Source organism: Aeromonas sobria (genome assembly GCF_000820145.1).
In the GTDB taxonomy this organism is placed as follows: domain Bacteria; phylum Pseudomonadota; class Gammaproteobacteria; order Enterobacterales; family Aeromonadaceae; genus Aeromonas; species Aeromonas sobria.
Map to the genome: position 1 here is coordinate 90,731 of NZ_CDBW01000044.1, position 23,666 is coordinate 114,396.

Genomic DNA, 23,666 nt, shown 5'->3' on the forward strand with positions numbered 1-23,666 from the left:
TGGATGGAAGTCCCATGTCGCACACCTTCTCTGCTGACCCTCTTTGCATATCACATTGATTACCCCGCTCGCAGTCATAATAAAATACGCTTAACTACACCCCATCGCCTGTTAATACATGGATACATGAAATCTTTACACCCAATATTTCGAGGAGCTATTTTTAAAATGTGATTGCGAACAAACTACGCTACATGGATGGCAGGTATTAACACAAAGCTCGGCTCTTAACCATCCAGGTTTATTTGTACTCGTAGCCCAACGAAAATTACGATGCGAATAATAAAGATGTTCTATAAATACAGCTACGTCTTTGGCTGACTCATCACATTGATAGATGAATACCTGCATCAACACTGCCGAATATTATCTCCCATAGAACAAATATGTAAAAAAGGGGGCCAAGCCCCCTCTCCTTAGCCCATCAACGAATGAACTATCTCTTTATTTGGCAGTGACCAACGCCCATGGGCCACCTTTGGCGGGATCATCCCCCTGCGTCCACCATTTGGCCTGATAAACAGCGCCCTTGTAGCTCACCTTGCTGCCAGCGGTATAAACCTTGCTGGCATCCCAGGCCGCATTGCCATTAATGGGCGGATCGACCGGATCTATCGGTGCAGGATCAAGCTTGGCGACGATCCGCACTTTCGGCCAACTGGCGTGAGATCCATAAAAATTGGTCACGCACTTCTCGTAATCACCCGGCACCAGCGCGGAGTAAGCGGTCTGGAAGCCCACCAGCTCGCACTCAAAGGAGTAACCGCCCGGGCGATCCGGGTAGTATTTCCAGTTACCATCCCAGTTGGTGTAGAGCACATCGGTGGCACCGTTGAGATTAAGGCTGCCATAAGGGGTCTGCTGCCAGCAGGTGTTCTTCTCATCCCCCTTGACCGGGATCTGGTAGTGCTTGGCCAGCCCTTCCCAGTAGCGGATGCGATTGACCGGTTGCCCCTTGTCCTTGTTCTGCTCGCCACACTCTATGCCGCCGTTGATGACGTTAATGGTGGTGCCAAAGCCATAACCGATACCAGCGTCAGTTTCCCGCGTGGAGGGTACCCAGGTGCGGTCAATCACGTGCAGCATGGCCGGTTTCGGAGCCTGCGGGGTCAGGAAGAACCAGATAGCCGAAGCGAGGTTAAGCCAGGAGTCTGCCACCAACCCCGGGTTGTTGAGCAGCACCAAGGCATCGCCATCAAACATCGCCTCGGAGAAGGCGCCGTAGTTAAAGTGGTAGGAGAGCTGCTTGGCGCCGCGGCCGAAGTACCCCTGGCCGGTGCTGCAGGGCCACTTCTTGTTCTGCCAGTCGTTCTGGCCGCAGCCGGTGGTGTAGCCGGTCTGTCCTTCTGACCAGCCCATCTCCCGAACATGCACCAGCGCCTGCTGCCACTCTTCCAACCCCTGCGGGTTATCAGAGACGTTCTCCTTGGCGATATGGCCGCCGGTCTCCTGCGAAAAATGAGCAAATGCGGTCACAATGGATTTTTTACAGATGGCATCGGCATCACGCCCGTCGGTATATTCTCCGCAGAACGCCGGAAATTTACCGATGGCCCGCAAGAAGCGGACATAGGTATATTCAGGCGCCGCCATCTGGGTTAAATATTCCCATTCAGATTGGGGAAACACCCGTTCAACCCGCTTTACGTTGTCAGGATTGCTTGCCAGACCTGGTTCAATGGCATCGACTATTTTATTTGACCGGGTAGCTAATGCCTTGGCCCATATTGCATACATGGGATTGGCCGTCTTGGCTTTTTCCACGGCGGCCAGATCCGGTGCCGCAATCACATATCCTCCCGCATTTTGCGGATCGGGTTGAATATTCATGGCTGCACTCATTGCGGCATAGCTTGGCAATGCACAGGCAGCAGCGATCAGCCAGGCGCAACGCTTGGGTTTGAACATGTGTACCGTCCTTGTTTGGGAATAACGCGCTCCAAGAGTAGGTGTTTCAACAACTAAATTCACGATGATAATTAAGAAATAAGCGGAATTTGTGAGCCATTTCACCTTGTGATATTTAGCGCAACTAAAACAAGGAAAGAGAACTCAAACGAAAACACAGAAACGTGATCTATCGCCAGTTTTTGGAAGGGTGAGACGGTCAGATGAACGGTTACCGGCTCATTATTCGAGAGGCAAAAAAATGGCTGACACGCTCAGCCTGTCAGCCATCATCAATGCTCAAGAAAAATGCTCAAGAGAGCCCGGCGTCAGGCGCGCACGGCACGGATCAGAATATTGCGCGGGGTCATGGGTTTGGCACAGAACTCCCCCACCTCGACTCGATAGCCCTGCTCTTGCAAAAAGAGCGCGCGATCCAGTGCCAGCCAGATCTCGAGGGGACGGCGAAACAGATGGCGCACCAGCTCCATACGGGCAACATCACCAAAGCGGCGCTCCCCTTGCGCCAGCAATGCGGGATAGTCGAGCTCGGCAGGCAACACAATCCCCTTGCGCTCTGCCGCCCACACGCAAAATGCCTCGAAACTGCCGGTCAGCAGGCTCTTTTGCATATTGGGCACCGGCAGATACTCATCCACCCCGCGCACCTGCCGCTGCAAGCAGTCAAATCCGAGCCGCCATATCACTTCCAGCTCCCGCAAGCGGGCGATCCGCGCGCCGCCGGTCACCGTCTCCTGCAGCGGCAGCTTGAGATCTGCCTTGCTCAACATCAGCTCGCTGGCCTTTGCCGCCGCTGACAGCGGGCGATAGTGGCTGGTGCGGATCAGGTGGTAACAACAGGGAGAAATAGTCACCCCGCTGGCACTGCGCTCGGCTACCCGCTCCAGCAGATGGGTATGTAGCTCGCCGCAGGCATGAAGTGCCATGGCGTGGTGCTCGGGGGCAATCAGCGCCGCCGACTCGGGAGCAAAGGCATCGGCGCAGGTAAAGGCCATATTGGCGCCATCCCGCTCGGCCAGCAGCCGCCCTTCGTCGCAGAGCTGCGGTTGCAGTTCCAGACTCAGGATAGGAGCCTGTCGGTGGAGCGACACCAGCCGCCCAAGGTGGCCCTTGCCAGCACACCACTCAAGATAGGGGCCCTGATGGGCGGGCAAGCAGGCAGTGAATGACTCGATCTGGGCCTGTTTGCGCCCCGGCATGTTCAATGCCATTGCCTTGCTGCAGGTGATGGGTTCAGGGGGAAACAGGGCAAGCTGGCTAAGTTGTTGCAGCTCGGCCCCTTCGGTAATCCAGGGCGCCAGCAAGCAACTGAGGGCGTCCATATCCGCATCAAACTCGGCCAGCTGGGCCAGGGTCAACCCATTGAGCAGGGCTGCCAGATCAGGGGCCTCATCAGCAAAGGCCATCGCCAAATGATGGTATGGCTGATATTGCCACCAGCGCCGGTAGCGGGTGAGCAGTCGATCCAGTTGTTGAAAACGTTGAGCCAGCACGCGCGCCCCTGCCTTGCAGTCAAAAAAGAGGCTCATTCTAGCGATCCCGCTTCAAAATGCACCCTCAATACCCGGTAAATCCACCGTTAAAAGCAAGCGGCGCGGCTTTCACTCGCAGCCATCAACCAGGGTGACCTGACAAAGTAGGGGGGTTTATGCTATATTCCGCCCCCTCTTTCACGCGCCCCGCTCCTCGCGGGTCGCTTTACCACTAGCTATGGGACTAACAACATGACCATCAACGCCATCCTGCAAGCGCGCGCGGGCGCCAAGTGTGAACTGTGCAGCGCCGAGCAGGCGCTGACCGCCTTCGTGGTGCCTCACTCTCCCGCCAGCGACGATGATCACAGCGTTGCCATCTGCGACACCTGCCGTGGTCAGCTGGAACAACCGGATACCCTGGTGGTCAACCACTGGCGTGGCCTGAGTGACAGCATGTGGAGCCAGGTGCCTGCGGTACAGGTGATGGCATGGCGCCAGCTGAAAGCACTCTCCGGCAAGGGTGAGGTGTGGGCTCAGGATCTGCTGGACATGATGTACATGGAAGACGAGGCCAAAGCCTGGGCCGAAGCTGGACTGGCTGACGAAGATGACGACAGCGTACCGACCGTTGACTCCAACGGCGCCGTGCTGCAAGAGGGCGATTCCGTCACCCTGATCAAGGATCTGGAAGTAAAAGGCGGCGGTTTCACCGCCAAGCGCGGCACCCTGGTCAAGGGCATCCGTCTGACCAACAACCCGCTCCATATCGAAGGCAAGGTCAACGGCGTGCAGATCGTACTGGTCGCTGCCTACCTGAAAAAGGCCTAAGCCAGGCGCGACCGCTCTGCTGGCAACAGCATGAGCACAACGAGAAAGGATGGCGTCGAGTCATCCTTTTTTATGCCTGCTTGCCGCCAGCAGCAAAAAGGCGCATCCGGATGGATGCGCCTTTTTTACATTGCCACTGCCGTTAACCGGCAGCCGGGACGGTCACTCAGGAGGAGAGTTTGCCGTCCAGCTCTGCAATTTTGGCAGACCAGTAGGCCGGGCCGGTTTCGTGGATATTGTTGCCTTCGGAGTCGACCGCAACGGTCACCGGCATATCTTCCACTTCAAACTCGTAGATCGCTTCCATGCCGAGATCGGCAAAGGCGACAACACGGGCCTTCTTGATGGCCTTGGCCACCAGATAGGCTGCGCCGCCCACCGCCATCAGATAGACGGCTTTGTGCTGCTTGATGCTCTCGACGGTTTTCGGGCCACGCTCGGATTTGCCGATCATGCCGATAAGACCGGTGTCACCCAGCATCATGTCAGTGAACTTGTCCATCCGGGTGGAGGTGGTGGGGCCAGCCGGGCCAACTACTTCGTCACGGACCGCATCGACCGGGCCAACGTAATAGATGAAGCGGTTGGTGAAATCGACCCCTTCCGGCAGCCCTTCGCCATTTTTCAGCATGTCGGCGATGCGCTTGTGGGCTGCGTCACGACCGGTGAGGATCTTGCCGGAAAGCAGCACGGTATCACCGCTCTTCCAGCTGGCCAGCTCTGCCTTGGTGATGCCATCGACGTTAACGCGGCGCACGTTAGCACCCGCTTCACGGGTGATCTCCGGCCAGTCGCTCAGCTTCGGCGGGGTCAGTTCGGCGGGGCCAGACCCATCCAGTTCGAAATGAACGTGACGGGTGGCGGCGCAGTTGGGGATCATCACTACCGGCTTGGAGGCAGCGTGAGTTGGCGCGGATTTGACCTTCACATCCAGCACTGTGGTGAGGCCGCCCAGACCCTGGGCACCGATCCCCAGCTTGTTGACCTTGTCGTAGAGCTCGACCCGCAGCTTCTCTTCGGTGGTCTTGGGACCACGGACAATCAGCTCCTGAATGTCGATGTGCTCCATCAGGGCCTCTTTGGCCAGTACCGCGGCTTTCTCGGCGGTACCGCCGATGCCGATGCCCAGCATGCCGGGTGGACACCAGCCTGCCCCCATGGTCGGCACAGTTTTCAGCACCCACTCGACGATATCGTCAGAGGGGTTGAGCATCGCCATCTTGGATTTGTTCTCGGAGCCGCCGCCTTTGGCCGCGATGCTCACTTCTACCTTGTTGCCGGGGATCATGTCGATATGCACCACGGCAGGGGTATTGTCTTTGGTGTTCTTGCGACTGCCCGCCGGATCGGCCAGCACGGAGGCGCGCAGCGGGTTGTCAGGATTGGTGTAGGCACGGCGGGTACCTTCGTCCACCATCTCCTGCACTGTCATGTCGCTGTCCCACTGGACTTGCATGCCAATCTTGACGAAACAGGTCACGATGCCGGTGTCCTGGCAGAGTGGACGATGACCTTCGGCGGACATGCGGGAGTTGATCAGGATCTGGGCCAGCGCATCTTTGGCGGCCGGGTTGGCCTCACGGTCATACGCCGCTTTGGCAGCCTGAACAAAATCCAACGGGTGGTAATAGGAGATGTACTGGAGGGCATCTGCGATAGAATCGATGAAATCCTGTTTTTTTATAATGCTCATATCATCCTCACTGGTCCTTTTCCCTGCCAGAGGGCAGAGCAAGGGCTTCCATATGATGGGCCGTGCTGACGTGCTGGCTAAAAACTATCAACCAGCAAAAAACGAACGACACGGCAGTTTTTTCTTAAGTCACCGACACCTATGATACGCTTGCCCACCAGCACCGACTAGGGTTCGGGAACTAAACTGTTGCCTGTGTAACATAAAATGACGCCAACACTTCATATCCATCATCTAGACCATAGCGCTGAACTCCATCAGCTTTTTGCCCACCTGCAACATCAGCCGTGGGCCATGTTGCTGGAATCGGCGGGGCCACTCGGCGCCGATAACGGCTTTGATATCATCAGCGCCGATCCGCTGGCGACCCTCGAGACCCGTGACCAGATCACCACTATCACCCGGCATGGCGAGAGCAGCGAACACCATGAGGATCCCCTCGCCCTGCTGGCCCATACACAGCAACAGCTGCTGGGGGAGCTGGATCTGTGCGCTACTCGCCTCCCCTTTATTGGCGGTGCTCTCGGTCTGTTTGGCTATGATCTGGGCCGCCGCTTCGAGCGGCTGCCGGTGCAGGCCGCCGCCGATATCGCAGTGCCGGACATGGCGGTGGGCATCTACGACTGGGCGCTGCTGCGCGATGTGGCAACTGGTGACTGGCAGCTGGTGCACTGGGGGGATGAAGCGGGCCTTGCCAAACGGCTGGCTTGGCTTGAGCAGCAACAGGCCAAACCGGCCCCCGCTTTTGCCTTGCAGGGGGCGTGGCAGAGCAATATGAGCCGCGCCGAGTATGGCGAGAAATTTGCCCGCATTCAGGCATACCTCGCCGCGGGGGATTGCTACCAGATCAACCTGACCCAGCGTTTCAGCGCTCCCTATCAGGGGGATGAGTGGCAGGCCTATTGCCTGCTGGCGGCCGCCAACAAGGCCCCTTTCTCTGCCTTTATCCGTCTGCCGGACAGCGCGCTGCTCAGCCTCTCCCCCGAGCGGTTCCTGCTGCTCGATGGTCGCCATATCGAAACCAAGCCTATCAAGGGGACTCGCCCTCGCCACCCGGATCCGGCCACCGATCAGCAAGTAGCGCGGGAGCTGGCACAAGCCGACAAGGACAGATCAGAGAATCTGATGATCGTGGATCTGCTGCGCAACGACATCGGTCGGGTCAGCCGGCCGGGCTCGGTCAGCGTGCCTCATCTCTTTATGGTGGAGTCGTTTCCAGCGGTGCATCATCTGGTCTCCACCATCCATGGGGAGCTCGATGCGCGCTGGCAAGGGGTCGATCTGCTGCGCGCCTGTTTCCCGGGCGGCTCGATCACCGGCGCCCCCAAGATCCGCGCCATGGCGATCATTGAGGAGCTGGAGCCCCAGCGGCGCAATGCCTATTGCGGCAGCATCGGCTATCTCAGCCAACACGGCCGGATAGACACCAGCATCTGCATTCGCACTTTGATCGCCGAAGCGGGTCGCCTGCACTGCTGGGCCGGTGGCGGTATCATTGCCGACTCCGATGCCGACAGCGAATATCAGGAGACCTATGACAAGGTCGCCCGCATCCTGCCGCCCCTCTCGGCGCTGTAACCGTCCCCACTGTCAGGCCACCGCACAGGAGAGAGCACCCGCCATGGATCGCCACGAACTGTTGACCCGCTTCCAGTTGCAGCAACCTGCGCCGGCCCATCGCCTCGCCATTGGCGGGCTCAGTCCGGCGGCGGTGTTGATCCCGGTGGTGATGCGCGATGAGGGACTCAGCGTGTTATTGACCCGGCGCAGCCCCCAGCTGCGTCATCATGGGGGGCAGATCAGCTTCCCCGGCGGGCGGCAGGATCCGGGCGATGAGAACCTGATTGCCACGGCGCTGCGGGAAACCGAAGAGGAGCTCGGCATTCCGGCGCGGTTGATTGAAGTGATCGGCACCCTTAACCCGCTCAACACGGTGTCACGATTCGAAGTGCTGCCGGTGCTGGGGCTGCTCGATGGCAACTACTCCCTCACTCTGAGTCCGGATGAGGTGGATCACGCCTTCGAAGTGCCGCTGGCCCATCTGCTGGCTCGGCGCAACCACATTCCCCTGACCATTGCCAGAGGGGGAAAACAGCACACCCTCTACTGGATCCCCTGGCAACAGCACTTTATCTGGGGGGCCACCGCCAGCATGATCTGCCAACTTGCCCAGCACCTGGCAAAATAACAATTCAAACACATTTGACTGAGCGAAATTTAATCGTTAACACTAAACTAACGTGCTAGATGGTAAACAAAAATTGAATTTTTAGTATTTCGCTCACATTTCCATAAAAAAGTAGGGTTTTTAGCCTTTAAATAATGAATCTGATCAACATTTTTGATTAAAAAAACCGTATCCTTGCGCCGACTTAATAAGAACCACACATTCGGGGTGAGATAGATGTCTAATACTGTCACTGGCACGCAAGATGCTGCGACTGCAACGAAGCCACAAACCGGCTTCACTCAATCCACTGGTTGGCAAAAACGTGACTCTACCTGGGTCATCAGCCTGTTCGGCACCGCGGTCGGCGCGGGTATCCTGTTCCTGCCGATCAATGCGGGCATGGGCGGTTTCTGGCCGCTGGTAGTGATGGCGCTGCTGGTTGGCCCCATGACCTATCTGGCCCACCGTGGTCTGGCTCGCTTCGTACTCTCCTCCAACAAGCCCAATGCTGACATCACTGAAGTGGTAGAAGAGCACTTCGGCGTGGGGGCCGGTAAATTAATCACCCTGCTCTACTTCTTCGCTATCTATCCCATCGTGCTGATCTACGGCGTTGGTATTACCAACACCGTCGAAAGCTTTATGGTCAACCAGCTGCAGATGAGTGCACCACCGCGCTGGATCCTCTCTATCGTGCTGATCCTGGGCATGATGTCGGTGATGCTGGCCGGTGAGAAGCTGATGCTGAAAGTGACCGAGCTGCTGGTCTATCCGCTCATTGCCATTCTGGCCGGTATCTCTTTGTACCTGATCCCGGACTGGACCGGTGCCGCGCTGGCGCAAGTGCCCTCTGCCAAGGATTTCGCCTCTACCCTGTGGCTGACCATTCCGGTACTGGTGTTCTCTTTCAACCACAGCCCGGCTATTTCCAGCTTTGCAGTGGCCCAGCGCCGCGACTACGGTGATCAGGCGGTCCAGAAATCTGATGCCATCCTCAAGCGCACCGCTGGCGTACTGCTCTGCTTCGTGATGTTCTTCGTGTTCTCCTGTGTGATGAGCCTGACGCCTGCCCAGCTGGCTGAAGCCAAGTCCCAGAACATCGCCGTGCTCTCCTATCTTGCCAACCAGCATGCGAGCCCTATCATCTCCTACTTCGGTCCGCTGGTTGCGTTTGTGGCCATCGTCTCCTCCTTCTTCGGTCACTATCTGGGTGCCCGTGAAGGTCTGAAAGGGATGATCGTGCAGAACATGCGCAAATCCGGCAAAGAGCCGAATGCCAAGAAAGTCGAGATGTTCATCATCGCCTTCTTCATCCTGACCCTGTGGGGCACCGCCATTGCCAACCCCTCTATTCTGGGCATGATTGAATCCTTGGGCGGCCCGATCATCGCCACTATCCTGTTCATCATGCCGATGTACGCCATCAAACGCGTACCGGCCATGGCGAAATATCAGGGCCATATCAGCAACGTATTTGTCGCTGTGATGGGGATGATCGCTATCTCCGCCATTCTGTTCCAGCTGGTTGGTTAATCCCTCCACCTGCCGCAGATAGCAAAAAGCCAGCCGGTTAACCGGCTGGCTTTTTTTATTGCGTTTGTCCTGCCCTGAATATGTTTGACACCTCATCATGCGGTTATTGCGGTTACGTAATCCGAACTCACGCAGCAACCTGGGACACGTCCTTATCTGGCAACAGCATCATGATGTTGTCAGTAAGCTGCTGCGAACCTCAGCCAACAAAAATGCCAGTCGGGTAAGCGACTGGCATCTCTTGAAAAGCACGCACTATCTCTGGCTGATTAGAGCGGCTGCACTTCCAACACGAACGGCGTCAGGCCGGTGATTTCAGGAATGCCGATCATCAGCGTATCTTTCTGGCCATTGCTGTTTCCCGGCTTCATGGTCAGATAAGCGGTGACACTGGCGTTACGATTGGCAAAATCGCGCATCTTTGTTTCCCAAAGCCCCTCATAAATTTTTCCGTCTTTGATATCAGCAGGCCCTGTCAAAGTATTGAAGCTGCACTCCTTCCAGCCAGTCAGCGTCAGCTTGTTCAGACCTGGAGTGTTGGCCTCTGTCTCACCGCTGACAGTACACCCCTCTATAAACTGGATGGTCAGCTTGACTCCCGAGCCATTGTTGCTGCGCTCGGTTTTGAAATCCTGAAACAGTGCGCTCTCCCCAAGGTTGTACCAAGAGTCAGCGTTGATTGGCGCGGTTACCATCGGCTGCAATGCCACTTGGCCGCCCCAATTCTGAATAGTGAGCGCTGAATCGATTTTGGCTTTGACGGGTCGATAATCGAGCACCCAGAGTGACTGGCTGCTTCCCGCCGCATCTGGCACAGACGCCACCTTGACCAATCCATCGACATTGGTATTGGACTTTTGCTCCGCCGAGTCGAAGGTACTGGGCTGGCTTTTGTTCACCAGCAACGACAACGTCAGGGGGTAGCCCTCACCTTTGTTCAGAGAAGAAAAACCTTGAGGGAAGGTATAAGTGCTGACTGTGGCACTTCTTTTCTCAGCAATGTTCATCGCCCAACCCGTGCCCTCTGTGGACGCTGGATAGACAAAACCGACCGCACGATAGCTGTCGTTGACCGGACGGTTGATTAACTGCCCCTGAGCGTCCATCAGGACGGGGAGATAGACGCCGGCCTCCGGCAGCGCCCTTGGTTGTGGCTCCGGTGGCGTGGTACCGCCGCCGCCACTATCCCCACCACCGCCGCCACAACCGGCCAACCCCAATGCCCCTACCATTGCCAACCAAAGTGTTGTTTTCTTCATTATTGAATCTCTTTTTTAGCCTGAATCTTATAACTACCGGGGCTATTTTAGCGGGGGAGGATCACCCCCGTCTGCCTGCCATTTGTAACCAAACATTTCATCAAAATAGATGTTCTCTTGCGCATACCTCCCCTCAACAAATCTCGGCCAGCTGATATAAAAAGCCCCTCACAGAGAGGGGCTGAATCGAATAGGCAAGCTACCTGATCACCCTTCGCTGCTGGGCAGCGCGGAAGGCTCCAGTAGGGTTTCATCTTCGGCCATACAGGCAGCAGCGGTGAACAGCACGTCGGTGGAGCTGTTAAGGGCTGTCTCGGCAGAATCCTGCAGCACGCCGATGATAAAACCGACAGCCACCACCTGCATGGCGATATCGTTACCGATACCAAACAGGCTGCACGCCAGCGGGATCAGCAGCAAGGAGCCACCAGCTACGCCGGACGCACCACAGGCACTGATGGTGGCAACCACGGAGAGCAGCACGGCCGTCGCCAGATCCACTTCCATCCCCAGGGTATGTACCGCAGCCATGGAGAGCACGGTAATGGTGATGGCAGCACCGGCCATATTGATGGTGGCACCCAGCGGGATGGAGACCGCGTAGGTATCTTCTGGCAGACGCAGTTTTTCACACAGAGTCATGTTGACCGGAATGTTGGCGGCAGAGCTGCGGGTAAAGAAGGCGGTCACACCGCTCTCTTTGAGGCAGGTCAGCACCAGCGGATAGGGGTTGCGCTTGATCTTCCAGAACACGATCAGCGGGTTGACCACGAAGGCGATAAACAGCATGCAGCCGATCAGTACCATCAACAGTTGGGCATAGCCAAACAGGGCGCCGAAGCCGGTCTCGGCCAGGGTCGAGGCAACCAAACCCAGAATACCGAGCGGGGCGCAGCGGATCACCGCTTTCACTATGGTGGAGACACCGTGAGACAGATCGGTGATCAGCGCCTTGGTGCTCTCGTTGGCATGGCGCATGGCGATCCCCAGACCGATGGCCCAAGCCAGGATCCCGATATAGTTGGCATCCATCAGCGCCTTGACCGGGTTGGTCACCACGTTGAACAGCAGGGTCTGCAGCACCTCTGTGATCCCGCCCGGCGGGGTGATCTCGGCGGTATTGGCCACCAGATGCAGGTTGGAGGGGAACAGGAAGCTGGCGATCACCGCGACCACGGCCGCAGAGAAGGTACCAAACAGATAGAGCAGCAAGATCGGTCGCATGTTGGTCTTCTGACCCTGCTTGTGACCAATGATGGCCGCCATGACCAGCACGAATACCAGCAGCGGCGCCACCGCTTTCAGTGCGCCAACGAACAGGCTGCCGAGCAGACCTGCCGTTTTCGCCCACTCGGGTGCAAACAGTGCCAGCAAGATACCAAATACCAGACCAACCAGGATCTGGCTGACCAGACTGGTGCTATTGACCAGCCGAAGGAGGGGGTGTTGTTGTGTCATCAAAAAAGTCCCTAAGCACCGTAGTGCATGAATCATGAGTCCTGTCAGCAATCTTGCACCCGAGAAACCCCTGTCGCCCGAGTGTGGTGCCTGCGGCCAGCCTTCTGTCGGGCCGATCCGCCAGTCACCGGATTGCATGACGGAATATCCCATTCGCCATCTTTTTTTTCCAGAGAGGCACCAAAAAATATCCCGCTTTCATCACAAAAATCCGCAACAAAAACTCAACCATGGCGCAACTACCTATTTTTGTACGTTTTGTCAGCACTCTCTGCTTGCGTCATCGGCAGCCATTCCCCGTCTCATCCGGGATGGGAGCGGCTGTGCTATCATCCCCCATTTGCTGCGGAGCTCTGCCATGATCCCATCCCTGCTCAACCAATATTTTGGTTTCTCCGAACTCAGGCCAGGTCAGGAACAGGTCATCAGCCGGGTGCTGGCTGGCCAGAGTGCCGCCGCCATCTTTCCCACCGGCTCCGGCAAGTCCCTCTGTTACCAGCTGCCTGCTCTTGCCCTGCCCCACCTGACCCTGGTTATTTCGCCACTGATTGCGCTGATGCACGATCAGCTCACCTTCCTTAAAGGCAAGGGGATCAGCGCCGCGACCCTCGACTCAAGCCAGAGCCCGGAAGAGAGTCGCAGGGTGATGCAACAGGCGCTGGATGGTCAGCTCAAGATCCTGATGATCTCGGTGGAACGACTCAAAAACGAGCGATTTCGCCGCTTTATCGAGCAAGTTCCCCTGTCACTGCTGGTCGTCGACGAGGCCCACTGTATCTCTGAGTGGGGCCACAACTTTCGCCCCGACTACCTCAAGCTGCCAAGCTATCGCCATGACCTGAAGATCCCGCAGGTGTTACTGCTGACCGCCACCGCCACCCCGGCGGTTATTCAGGATATGCAGGCCAAATTCGGCATCGAGCCGGAGGGAGTGGTGGTCACCGGTTTCTATCGCGCCAACCTTGATCTGGCGGTCATGCCACTGGCGCCTGACGCGCGGGATGGCTGGCTCACGCAAACGCTGACTCAAGATCCGGCGGCCCCCACCATCGTCTATGTCACCTTGCAGCACACCGCCGAAGCCTGCGCCGAGCAACTCATTCGACAAGGGATCAACGCCCGCGCCTACCATGCCGGACTCGACTCGGCGCTGCGCAGTCAGATCCAGCACGATTTCATGGCAGGCAAGGTGGCTTGCATCGTCGCCACCATCGCCTTTGGCATGGGGATCGACAAAGCGGATATCCGGCGGGTCATTCACTACGATCTGCCCAAATCCATCGAGAACTACAGCCAGGAGATTGGCCGTGCCGGGCGGGATGGCCAGCCATCACGCTGCATCGTGCTGGCCAACCAGAGCCAGTTGCCGGTGCTGGAGAACTTCGTCTACGGCGATACGCCGGACTTGAGTGCCATCCTCCAGCTGCTCGCCATCATCGGACAAAGCGGTGCCGAGTGGGAGTTCACCCTGCTACGCCTCGCCAATGAGACCAATATTCGCCAACTGCCACTGAAGACCCTGCTGGTCTATCTGGAGATGGCGGGAATCATCACCCCGGCCTACAGCTACTACGCCGACTACCGCTTCAAGTTTGTGCTGGATAAAGGCGATATATTGAGTCGTTTCAATCCGGATCGACGCCAGTTTCTGGAGCAGCTGTTCGCCTGTGCCCCACAAGCACGCAGCTGGTGTACCATGGACTTTGACGCGCTCTGGCAGGGTTATCAGGGGGAGCGGCAGCGGGCCGTTGCGGCGCTCGACTACCTGCAGCAGCAGGGCTGGATCGAGCTTGAAAGCAAGCAGATGACCGAGGTCTACCGGATCACCCGTCAAGGGTGGGACAACGAGCAGGAAGCAACCGCCCTGCACGCCCTGTTCCTGCAAAAAGAGCAGAGCGAGCTGGCCAGACTGCAAGCCATGCTCGACTTTTTCACCTCGCAAGAGTGCCTGAGCCACCGCCTCGCCCGCTATTTCGCCGATGAGGCAGCGCCGATTCACTGTGGCCACTGCTCGGTCTGTCGCGGCGAGGTGGCGCATCTGCCTCCCCTGCCCCAACTGGCCATGCCAAACGAAGCTGGGATCCGCGCCTGGTGCGATCCGCTGATAGCCAAGACCGGCTCGGTGGATGCCAGGGTACTGGCCCGTTTCCTGTGTGGTATCGCCACACCGCTGACCAGCCGGGTCAAGGCCAAATCACTGGCAGGATCTGGCCAGTTGGCCGCACACCCGTTTGCCCGCGTCCTGGCGGCAGTGCAACAAGCCTACCCTTGATCGGTGAGCGCTGGCGGCCTCAACACCCACCAGCAGAAATTCACTTCTGCAGACGCTGGAAAAAGAAGACCCTCGCGGTTGCGAGGGTCAAGCCAACGGAAACGTGCTTAAACAGAGCTTGGTGAGGCAACAGTCAACTCTCTTGCTAAAGCGTCTTGCTGATCACACGTTGCCAATCTAGGACACTCGAAATGTAGCGTCAATGTAAAAAATAGAGCTTTAACACCAAATAGATCAACTTACGTTAACGTGCACGTAATGATGATTTTATTCATAATGGCGTTAGCCATTGTCCCCACTGATTTTCCCTTCCCGCCGTCTCACTCGCGCAACAAGTTTCCACTCCCTGATAAACATTTATTTTTTATGTCTTTGACATTTACCTCACTATCGTGGCAAAAATAATTTAACAGTCAGTAACATAGCGGTGTTGTTGACTGACCCAGCCCGCACAAGGAACGAGCTGGTTTCTTCAGAATTTAACCAATCCACCGTGATGGACTACTGGGTGCCGTTGACTAGTCTTTAACTAGGTACCACACAACAACAGTGTTCCACTTTTTCAGGGTAAGCGACTATAACGAGGGCAAAGTTATGGGCATATTCGAGCATTACCAACAGCGATATGAGAAAGCAAGGGAAGAGGAGTACACCATTCAGGAGTTCCTGGATATGTGCAAGCAGGACAAAGCCTGCTATACCTCCGCAGCAGAACGTCTGCTGACCGCCATCGGTGAACCAGAGATGGTAGATACCTCTGCCAACCACCGACTGAGCCGCCTGTTCTCCAACCGTGTCGTGGCACGCTATCCCGCATTCAAGGATTTTTACGGGATGGAAGAGGCCATCGAACAGATTGTCTCCTACCTCAAACACTCCGCTCAGGGGCTGGAAGAGAAGAAGCAGATCCTCTATCTGCTGGGTCCCGTTGGCGGCGGTAAATCCTCGCTGGCAGAGAAGCTCAAATCACTGATGCAAAAGGTACCTATCTACCGCATCAAGGGCTCACCGGTTAATGACCACCCCTTCTGCCTGTTCGACATTGAAGAAGATGGCGAGATCCTCGAAAAAGAGTACGGCATCCCGCGCCGCTACCTGCGCCCCATCATGTCCCCCTGGGCAGCCAAACGGCTGCACGAGTTTGGTGGCGACATTACCCAATTCAAAGTGGAGAAGGTCAATCCTTCCATCCTCGATCAGATCGCCATCGCCAAAACTGAACCGGGTGATGACAACAACCAGGATATCTCCTCACTGGTCGGCAAGGTCGACATCCGCATGCTGGAGCACTTCGCCCAGGATGATGCCGATGCTTACTCTTACTCCGGTGCGCTGTGCAAAGCGAACCAGGGGGTGATGGAGTTTGTCGAGATGTTCAAGGCGCCCATCAAGGTGCTGCACCCGCTGCTGACAGCGACTCAGGAGGGAAACTACAACGGCACCGAAGGGCTCTCTGCCCTCCCCTTTGACGGCATTCTGCTGGCCCACTCCAACGAGTCCGAATGGCAGCAGTTCCGCAACAACAAGAACAACGAAGCCTTCCTCGACCGGGTCTACATCGTCAAGGTGCCTTACTGCCTGCGCGTGTCGGAAGAGGTGAAGATCTACGAAAAACTGCTGATCAACAGCGAGCTGACCGAGGCCAAATGTGCGCCGGGCACCCTCGAACTATTGGGCCAGTTCTCGGTACTGTCACGGCTGAAAGAGCCGGAAAACTCCAGCCTCTACTCCAAGATGCGGGTCTATGATGGTGAGAGTCTCAAAGACACCGATCCCAAGGCCAAGAGCTATCAGGAGTACCGTGACTACGCCGGTGTGGATGAAGGGATGCATGGTCTGTCGACCCGTTTTGCATTCAAGATCCTCTCTCGCGTCTTCAACTTTGACCACGCTGAGGTAGCGGCCAACCCGGTGCATCTCTTCTATGTACTGGAGCAGCAGATTGAGCGTGAGCAGTTCCCGCAAGAGCTGCATGATCGCTATCTGGAGTTCATCAAGGGCTATCTGACCCCACGTTATGTGGAATTTATCGGCAAAGAGATCCAGACCGCCTATCTCGAGTCGTATTCAGAATACGGTCAGAACATTTTCGATCGCTATGTCACCTACGCCGATTTCTGGATCCAGGATCAGGAGTACCGTGACCCCGAAACCGGCCAGCTGTTTGACCGTTCGTCGCTCAACAGCGAGCTGGAAAAAATTGAAAAACCGGCCGGGATCAGCAACCCGAAAGATTTCCGTAACGAAATCGTCAACTTCGTGCTGCGTGCCCGGGCCAACAATGCAGGCCGTAACCCCAACTGGACCAGTTACGAGAAGCTGCGCACCGTGATCGAGAAGAAGATGTTCTCCAACACGGAAGAGCTGCTGCCGGTTATCTCCTTCAACAGCAAAACCTCAGCCGAGGAGCAAAAGAAGCACGATAACTTTGTCGAACGGATGATGGAGAAAGGCTACACCCGCAAACAGGTGCGACTGCTCTCCGAATGGTATCTCAGGGTACGCAAGTCATCCTGACCCTGCCGTGGTTCAAGGGGGAGTTATGGCGCATTTTATCGACCGCAGGCTCAACGGCAAAAACAAAAGCGCTGTCAATCGGCAGCGCTTCATTCGCCGCTACAAGAAGCAGATAAAACAAGCGGTCTCGGATGCTGTCTCCAAGCGCAGCATTCAGGACGTAGACAAAGGCGAGAACATCAGCATCCCGACCAAGGATATCGGTGAACCCCATTTCCATCAGGGGCAAGGCGGTAAACGGGAGATGGTGCATCCCGGCAATGACCAGTTCATCTCTGGTGACAAGATTGACCGCCCCAAAGGAGGGGGCGGTGGTCAAGGCTCTGGTGAGGGGCAAGCATCCAATCAGGGAGAAGGGGCTGACGACTTCGTGTTCCAGATCTCCAAGGATGAATATCTCGACCTGCTGTTTGAAGATCTGGAGCTGCCACGACTGCAGAAAACCCAGCTCAACCAGCTGATGGAGATGAAAACCTACCGGGCTGGCTACACCTCCAATGGCGTACCCGCCAACATCAACGTGGTGCGTTCTCTGCAAAATTCGCTGGCACGCCGCATGGCGTTGCAAGCGGGCAAGAAACGTCAGCTCCATGAGCTGGAAGATCGGCTGGCCCTGCTGGCCACCGATCCCAACGAACACTTTGCCGAAATCGCCCAGCTTGAGAAGGAGATCAGAGAGCTGAAACGGCGGATCAATGCGGTGCCGTTTATCGACACCTTCGATCTGAAGTTCAACAACTTCGTCAAGCGGCCGGTTCCCTCCAGCCAGGCGGTGATGTTCTGCCTGATGGACGTCTCGGGTTCCATGGATCAGGCCACCAAGGAGATGGCCAAGCGTTTCTATATCCTGCTCTATCTGTTCCTGAGCCGGACTTACAAGAACGTCGAAGTGGTCTATATCCGCCACCACACCCAGGCCAAGGAGGTGGACGAACACGAGTTCTTCTACTCCCAGGAGACGGGCGGCACCATCGTCTCCAGTGCGCTCAAGATGATGAACGACATCATCAACGAGCGTTATCCGGCCAATCAGTGGAATATCTATGCGGCGCAAGCATCCGATGGGGACAACTGGGCCGATGACTCACCACAATGCAAGGAGATCCTGGCACGGGACATCATGCCGCGAGTGCGGTACTACTCCTATATCGAGATCACCACCCGCGCCCACCAGACCCTGTGGCACGAGTATGAGTCGGTGGCCAGCCAATTCCCCCACTTTGCGATGGAACACATTCGCAAGGTTGAGGATATCTATCCGGTGTTCCGTGAACTGTTCAAGAAACAAGCGGCGTGAGGAGGTCCTATGATCGAAACCGAAAAAAGAGTAGCGCCACTGGATGACGGACCGGACTGGAACTTTGAACTGCTGGAGACCTACCACCAGGAAATTGCCCGGGTCGCCCGATCTTACAAGCTCGACACCTATCCTAATCAGATCGAGGTGATCACCGCCGAACAGATGATGGATGCCTACTCCAGTGTCGGTATGCCGCTGGGTTACCAACACTGGTCATTTGGCAAACGCTTTATCCATACCGAGCGCAACTATAAGCGTGGCCAGATGGGGCTGGCCTACGAGATCGTCATCAACTCGGATCCCTGCATCGCCTATCTGATGGAGGAGAACACCATGCCAATGCAGGCGCTGGTGATGGCCCACGCTTGCTACGGCCACAACTCCTTCTTCAAGAACAATTATCTGTTCAAGGCGTGGACTGATGCCTCCTCGATCATCGACTACCTGCTGTTCGCCAAAAAATACATTACCGAGTGTGAAGAAAAACACGGGATTGACGCAGTAGAGCGGTTGCTGGACTCCTGTCATGCCCTGATGAACTACGGGGTGGATCGCTACAAGCGGCCCCAGAAAATCTCGATGGCCGAGGAAAAACGGCGCCAAAAAGCACGGGAAGATTACCTGCAAACCCAGGTCAACGAGCTGTGGCGTACCCTGCCCAAGCAGCATAAAGCGGCGGGGGTCGAGGACAGACGCTACCCCGCCGAACCCCAGGAGAACATTCTCTACTTCATCGAGAAGAATGCCCCCTTGCTGGAGCCCTGGCAGCGAGAAGTGGTGCGCATCGTGCGCAAGATCAGCCAGTATTTTTATCCGCAAAAGCAGACCCAGGTAATGAACGAGGGGTGGGCCACCTTCTGGCACTACACCATTCTCAACCACCTCTATGACGAGGGCAAGCTGAGCGATCGCTTCATGATGGAGGTGCTGCACAGCCACACCAACGTGGTCTATCAACCGGCCTACAACAGCCGCTACTACTCGGGGATCAACCCCTATGCGCTGGGGTTTGCCATGTTTACCGACCTGCGCCGCATCTGCGAGAACCCGACCGAGGAGGACAGATACTGGTTCCCCGATTATGCTGGCAGCAACTGGGTCGAAACCCTCCATTTTGCCATGCAGAACTTCAAGGACGAGAGCTTTATCAGCCAGTTCTTAAGCCCCAAGGTGATGCGAGATCTGAAGCTGTTCGCCATCGATGACGACGACCTGAAGAACTATCTGAAGGTCTCTGCCATTCATAATGACGAGGGGTACCGTCAGGTGCGCAATACCCTGTCGGCTCAGTACAACCTCAGCAATTTGGAGCCCAATATTCAGGTCTACAACGTAGCAGTGAAGGGAGATCGCTCCCTCACCCTGCGCTATGTGCCACACAACCGCATCCCCCTTGGCGACTCGCGCCATGAGGTGCTCAAACACCTCCATCAGCTGTGGGGATTCGATGTGGTGCTGGAGCAGGATAATGGCGATCTGCCGGCGGATATCATCGGCCGCTGTCCGGAGCGAAAACCGGGGATCTGACCGGTTATCTGATCTCTCAACGGCTCACTTCGGTGGGCCGTTTTTTTATCTGCTCTCAACCACCTTGCGTGTTTTCTCTGCTCAGATCACGGCCGCCGACACCACACATGCAATAGAAAGAGGCCCGCACTGTATGCGGGCCTCTTTGTCTTGCAGTTAATCTACAGCTGCTATCAGTAGAAGGTCTGCTGCTCTGCAGCCATCGCCTTGAGGCGGGCACAGGGGGCGAACCGGTCGCCGTGACGCTTCTGGTAATACTCCAGACGACCGACCAGATGATCGATCCCGAGCTTGTCCATATAGCGGAACGGGCCGCCGAGGAACGGTGGGAAACCGATGCCGAAGATGGCACCGATATCGCCATCACGGGCCGAGGCTACCACACCGCTGTCCAGCGCCATGGCGGCTTCATTGAGCATCAGCAGCACGCAGCGCTCGGCGATTTCTTGACGGGCAAGCTTGGCGGAAGGTTTAATCCCGAGCACGTCATAGACGCTCTCGTCCACCTTCTTCTTGCCCTCTTTACCGGTCAGGCGATTACGCGGGGCCGCCTTGCCGTAGAGGTAAAAGCCCTTGCCGTTCTTACGGCCCTTGCGATCGTTTTGCAGCAGCTTGTCGAACGCCTTGGGCGCCTGGAACTGCTCGCCGCCCAGCTCTTTCTCGAGAATCGGGGAGATCTTGGCACCCACATCGATCCCCACCTCATCGAGCAATGTGATGGGGCCAACCGGGAAGCCAAAGTCCAGCAGCGCGCTATCGAGCACCTCCACCGGCTCCCCTTCCAGCACCAGTCGCGCCGCTTCATTCATGTAGGGAGCGAGGATGCGGTTGACGTAGAAACCGGCTTCGTCTTTCACCACGATGGGCGTCTTGCCCTGCGCACGGGCAAAAGCCAGGGTGGTAGCGACCGTCTCGGCACTGGTGCCGGCGTGAGGGATGATCTCCGCCAGTGGCATCTTGTCCACCGGGCTGAAGTAGTGCAGCCCCACGATCCGCTCCGGGTGCGCCGCCTCTGCCGCAATCTGGTTGATGGGCAGAGAAGAGGTGTTGGAGGCAAAGACTGTGTGCTCACCACACTCGCGCTCCACATCTTTCACCATTTGGTGCTTAAGCGCGAGATCTTCAAATACCGCTTCCACCACCATGTCGATCCGATGGAAACCGGAGTAGTCGACGGTACCGGTCAGCAGGCTCATCTGTTTTTCCAGCTCACTGCGCAGCAGTTGGCGACGCTTGAGCTTCTTGGCCAGAATGTCGTAGCTGTAACGCATGGCATTACCGATACCGGCGCTTGCCACATCCTTGATCCGCACCGGCACGCCCGCCTTGGTAGCGGTGACGAACGCAATGCCGCCGCCCATCAGACCACCGCCCAACACGGCGGCATGGGCCACCTTGCGCGGCTCGGCACCCTGATAAGTGACCTCTTTCTTCATCTCGGTCGTGGCAAAGAAGATGGAGCGCAGGGCGGCGGACTCAGCAGTCATCACCAACTCGCCAAAGTGACGGGATTCGGCGGCCAGACCTGCCTTCATCCCCTCTTCCACCCCGATCCGCACCACCTCGAGGATCCGCTCCGGCGCCGGATAGTTGCCACGGGTCTTGGCTTTCACCCCTTTGCTGGCCTGATCGAACAGCACCTTGCGGCCCAGCTTGTTGGTCTCCAGCACCTTGCCCTGCAGATCCCGCTTCAATTGATGACGCGGTTTACCTTTTTTGGCCAGTTTGATGGCAGCATCCAGCAGGATGGAGGATGGCACCACATCGTCCACCAGCCCCAGCTTTTTGGCTTGTTTGGCCCGCACCTGCTTGCCGGTCAGCATCAGATCCAGCGCCTTGGCCACCCCGATGAGGCGCGGCAGACGCTGGGTGCCGCCAGAGCCAGGCAGCAGACCGAGCTGTACTTCCGGCAATCCCAACACGGTTTTACCGTGATCGGTCACCACCCGGCCATGACAGGCCAGCGCCAGCTCCAGCCCACCACCGAGGCAGGGGCCGTGGATGGCGGCGATCACCGGAATGGTCAGCCCCTCGATCTCGGCAAATATCTCCTGACCTTCACGCGACAAGGTTTCCGCATCCTTGGCACTGGTGCAAGCGGCCAGCATGGTGATGTCGGCACCGGCGATGAAGGAGTCCTTCTTGCCGGAGGTGATCACCAGACCGATCAAATCCTTGTTGCGTTTCACCTCGGCCAGCACAGTGCGGATCTCCTCCACAAAGGCAGCCTTGAGGGTATTCATGCTCTCGCCCGGCACATCCATGGTGAGGATGCCGATACCATCTTTGCGAACATCCAGGGAAAAAGTCTTATCGCTCATCATTCAACCTCCAACACCATAGCCACGCCCAATCCACCCGCCGCACAGGCGGTGTTGAGCCCCAATCCTCCGCCGCGACGACGCAGCTCGTGCAGGGTCTGGGTGATCATCCGCGCACCGGTCGCGGCAAAGGGGTGGCCATAGGCCAGCGAGCCACCGAGGACGTTGAACTTGTCCATATCCACTTCACCGATGGCCTGATCGCGGCCCAGCTTGTCACGGGCAAACTCGTGGCTGGCAAACATCTTGAGGTTAGCCAGGGTCTGGGCGGCAAAGGCTTCATGCATGTCGATCAGGGTCAGATCGGCTAGGGTGATACCGGCTCTGTCCAGCGCCAGCGGCGTGGCATAGGAGGGCCCCATCAGCATGTCTTGCCACACATCGATGGCCGAGAAAGCGAAACTACGGATAAACCCAAGCGGTTCGAGGCCCAGCTCTTTGGCCCGACCTTCGCGCATCAGCAACACGGCGGCGGCGCCGTCGGTCAGCGGCGTGGCGTTGGCCGCAGTGACGGTGCCATGGACCCGGTCAAACACCGGCTTGAGCTTGGCGTAGCTCGCCAGATCGGAGCTTTCACGGATATTGTTGTCCCGCTCCAGCGGTGACTTGTAAGGGGGCACATGGGCGGTAAACACCTCGCCGCTGAGTTTGCCTTGCGCCCACGCTTCTGCAGCCAGGGTGTGGGAGCGATGAGCCAGCGCATCTTGCGCCTCACGGCTGATATGGTGGCTCTTGGCCATCTGCTCGGCCGTCTGCCCCATGGAGAGGCCAGTGGAGTATTCCGCCACCGCAGGCGGCACCGGCAGCAGATCCTTGATCCTCAATGTCCGCAGAATATTGAAGCGCTGTTGCAGATTGCGCGCCTTGTTAAGATCCACCAGGGCGCGAGCCAGCTTTTTACTCACACCAATCGGGAGTACAGAAGATGAGTCGGCACCGCCAGCGATGGCGATATCCACAGTGCCTGCCATGATGGATTCGGTGACATTAGCCACCGCCTGAAAACTGGTGGCACAGGCACGGGAGACGCTATAGGCATCAGTGGCAATGCTCATGCCAGTGCCGAGCACGATCTCGCGGGCAATGTTGGGGGCTTCCGGCATCTGCACCACTTGGCCAAACACCAGCTGGTCGATAAGCTTGGGATCGAGATCGGTACGGGCGAGCAGCTCGCTCACCACCAGTTTGCCGAGATCGACTGCAGGCACGCCATGAAAGGCGGTGGCCTGCTTGGCAAAGGGGGTGCGCAGCCCCGCCACGACGGCAATCCGTTCGCCCTGGCGAGTCGTCAGTTTCAATGGCTGTTTCATCCTGGCTCCTTGGTTAAACGCAAAGATTAAAAGGCAGAGGTCTGACCTCATTGCGCCACATCTTAACAATCCACTCACAAGTTTCATACAGCTGA

The 23,666-nt window shown here is 57.1% G+C and carries 15 protein-coding genes; 8 read left to right on the forward strand and 7 right to left on the reverse strand.

Annotated elements, in window-relative coordinates:
• Window positions 1-444: 444 nt before the first annotated feature.
• Together BN1135_RS18910 and BN1135_RS18915 are read right to left on the reverse strand one after the other, a co-directional pair.
• Window positions 445-1,908, reverse strand: a complete 1,464-nt coding sequence (locus BN1135_RS18910) for a chitinase (RefSeq protein WP_042024071.1) — start codon at window positions 1,906-1,908, stop codon at window positions 445-447.
• A 308-nt stretch (window positions 1,909-2,216) separates the two neighbouring features.
• Window positions 2,217-3,437 (reverse strand): methyltransferase, encoded by a 1,221-nt coding sequence (locus BN1135_RS18915; protein WP_042023813.1) that lies wholly within the window; start codon window positions 3,435-3,437, stop codon window positions 2,217-2,219.
• A gap of 195 nt (window positions 3,438-3,632) precedes the next feature.
• On the opposite strand from BN1135_RS18915, the gene BN1135_RS18920 reads away from it, so the two are divergent.
• Window positions 3,633-4,211, forward strand: coding sequence for a PhnA domain-containing protein (locus tag BN1135_RS18920; RefSeq protein WP_042023815.1), 579 nt, complete (start codon window positions 3,633-3,635; stop codon window positions 4,209-4,211).
• 166 nt (window positions 4,212-4,377) lie between these two features.
• Here BN1135_RS18920 and BN1135_RS18925 read toward each other — a convergent pair whose 3' ends face one another.
• Window positions 4,378-5,904, reverse strand: coding sequence for a fumarate hydratase (locus tag BN1135_RS18925; RefSeq protein ID WP_042023816.1), 1,527 nt, complete (start codon window positions 5,902-5,904; stop codon window positions 4,378-4,380).
• 294 nt (window positions 5,905-6,198) lie between these two features.
• Between BN1135_RS18925 and pabB the strand changes: the two genes are divergently transcribed.
• The 3 genes from pabB (at window position 6,199) to BN1135_RS18940 (ending at window position 9,607) form a co-directional block, all read left to right on the forward strand.
• Complete coding sequence (gene pabB, locus BN1135_RS18930) at window positions 6,199-7,482, forward strand: aminodeoxychorismate synthase component I (RefSeq protein ID WP_042023819.1); 1,284 nt, start codon at window positions 6,199-6,201, stop codon at window positions 7,480-7,482.
• A 43-nt stretch (window positions 7,483-7,525) separates the two neighbouring features.
• Window positions 7,526-8,092 (forward strand): CoA pyrophosphatase, encoded by a 567-nt coding sequence (locus tag BN1135_RS18935; RefSeq protein WP_042023820.1) that lies wholly within the window; start codon window positions 7,526-7,528, stop codon window positions 8,090-8,092.
• Between the two features lie 216 nt (window positions 8,093-8,308).
• Window positions 8,309-9,607 carry a serine/threonine transporter gene (locus BN1135_RS18940; RefSeq protein ID WP_042023823.1) on the forward strand — a complete coding sequence of 433 codons (1,299 nt, stop codon included), beginning with the start codon at window positions 8,309-8,311 and terminating at the stop codon, window positions 9,605-9,607.
• Window positions 9,608-9,876: 269 nt separating this feature from the next.
• Here BN1135_RS18940 and BN1135_RS18945 read toward each other — a convergent pair whose 3' ends face one another.
• Both BN1135_RS18945 and sstT read right to left on the reverse strand, forming a co-directional pair.
• Window positions 9,877-10,866, reverse strand: coding sequence for a hypothetical protein (locus BN1135_RS18945; protein ID WP_042023826.1), 990 nt, complete (start codon window positions 10,864-10,866; stop codon window positions 9,877-9,879).
• 207 nt (window positions 10,867-11,073) lie between these two features.
• Window positions 11,074-12,324, reverse strand: coding sequence for a serine/threonine transporter SstT (gene sstT / locus BN1135_RS18950; protein WP_042023829.1), 1,251 nt, complete (start codon window positions 12,322-12,324; stop codon window positions 11,074-11,076).
• 358 nt (window positions 12,325-12,682) lie between these two features.
• Here sstT and BN1135_RS18955 point away from each other — a divergent pair, with 358 nt between their 5' ends.
• The 4 genes from BN1135_RS18955 (at window position 12,683) to BN1135_RS18970 (ending at window position 19,940) form a co-directional block, all read left to right on the forward strand.
• Complete coding sequence (locus BN1135_RS18955) at window positions 12,683-14,596, forward strand: RecQ family ATP-dependent DNA helicase (protein WP_042023830.1); 1,914 nt, start codon at window positions 12,683-12,685, stop codon at window positions 14,594-14,596.
• 594 nt (window positions 14,597-15,190) lie between these two features.
• Entirely contained in the window at window positions 15,191-17,113 is a 1,923-nt protein-coding gene (locus BN1135_RS18960; RefSeq protein WP_042023831.1) for a PrkA family serine protein kinase, read from the forward strand.
• Between the two features lie 25 nt (window positions 17,114-17,138).
• Entirely contained in the window at window positions 17,139-18,410 is a 1,272-nt protein-coding gene (locus tag BN1135_RS18965) for a YeaH/YhbH family protein (protein ID WP_042023833.1), read from the forward strand.
• Window positions 18,411-18,419: 9 nt separating this feature from the next.
• Window positions 18,420-19,940, forward strand: a complete 1,521-nt coding sequence (locus BN1135_RS18970) for a SpoVR family protein (RefSeq protein ID WP_042023834.1) — start codon at window positions 18,420-18,422, stop codon at window positions 19,938-19,940.
• A 173-nt stretch (window positions 19,941-20,113) separates the two neighbouring features.
• On the opposite strand, the gene fadJ is transcribed toward BN1135_RS18970, so the two are convergent.
• Both fadJ and fadI read right to left on the reverse strand, forming a co-directional pair.
• A complete protein-coding gene (fadJ, locus tag BN1135_RS18975) occupies window positions 20,114-22,261 on the reverse strand; it encodes a fatty acid oxidation complex subunit alpha FadJ (protein WP_042024074.1) in 2,148 nt (715 codons plus the stop codon).
• On the reverse strand, window positions 22,261-23,571 hold the full coding sequence (fadI, locus tag BN1135_RS18980; RefSeq protein WP_042023836.1) for an acetyl-CoA C-acyltransferase FadI: 1,311 nt from the start codon (window positions 23,569-23,571) through the stop codon (window positions 22,261-22,263). Before fadI ends, fadJ begins: the two co-directional genes overlap by 1 nt.
• Window positions 23,572-23,666 lie beyond the last annotated feature (95 nt).

Bases quoted from the DNA above. Each gene is read 5' to 3' on its own strand.
- BN1135_RS18910 (WP_042024071.1), bottom strand. From the start codon at position 1,908: ATGTTCAAACCCAAGCGTTGCGCCTGGCTGATCGCTGCTGCCTGTGCA.
- BN1135_RS18915 (WP_042023813.1), bottom strand. From the start codon at position 3,437: ATGAGCCTCTTTTTTGACTGCAAGGCAGGGGCGCGCGTGCTGGCTCAA.
- BN1135_RS18920 (WP_042023815.1), top strand. From the start codon at position 3,633: ATGACCATCAACGCCATCCTGCAAGCGCGCGCGGGCGCCAAGTGTGAA.
- BN1135_RS18925 (WP_042023816.1), bottom strand. From the start codon at position 5,904: ATGAGCATTATAAAAAAACAGGATTTCATCGATTCTATCGCAGATGCC.
- pabB (WP_042023819.1), top strand. From the start codon at position 6,199: ATGTTGCTGGAATCGGCGGGGCCACTCGGCGCCGATAACGGCTTTGAT.
- BN1135_RS18935 (WP_042023820.1), top strand. From the start codon at position 7,526: ATGGATCGCCACGAACTGTTGACCCGCTTCCAGTTGCAGCAACCTGCG.
- BN1135_RS18940 (WP_042023823.1), top strand. From the start codon at position 8,309: ATGTCTAATACTGTCACTGGCACGCAAGATGCTGCGACTGCAACGAAG.
- BN1135_RS18945 (WP_042023826.1), bottom strand. From the start codon at position 10,866: ATGAAGAAAACAACACTTTGGTTGGCAATGGTAGGGGCATTGGGGTTG.
- sstT (WP_042023829.1), bottom strand. From the start codon at position 12,324: ATGACACAACAACACCCCCTCCTTCGGCTGGTCAATAGCACCAGTCTG.
- BN1135_RS18955 (WP_042023830.1), top strand. From the start codon at position 12,683: ATGATCCCATCCCTGCTCAACCAATATTTTGGTTTCTCCGAACTCAGG.
- BN1135_RS18960 (WP_042023831.1), top strand. From the start codon at position 15,191: ATGGGCATATTCGAGCATTACCAACAGCGATATGAGAAAGCAAGGGAA.
- BN1135_RS18965 (WP_042023833.1), top strand. From the start codon at position 17,139: ATGGCGCATTTTATCGACCGCAGGCTCAACGGCAAAAACAAAAGCGCT.
- BN1135_RS18970 (WP_042023834.1), top strand. From the start codon at position 18,420: ATGATCGAAACCGAAAAAAGAGTAGCGCCACTGGATGACGGACCGGAC.
- fadJ (WP_042024074.1), bottom strand. From the start codon at position 22,261: ATGAGCGATAAGACTTTTTCCCTGGATGTTCGCAAAGATGGTATCGGC.
- fadI (WP_042023836.1), bottom strand. From the start codon at position 23,571: ATGAAACAGCCATTGAAACTGACGACTCGCCAGGGCGAACGGATTGCC.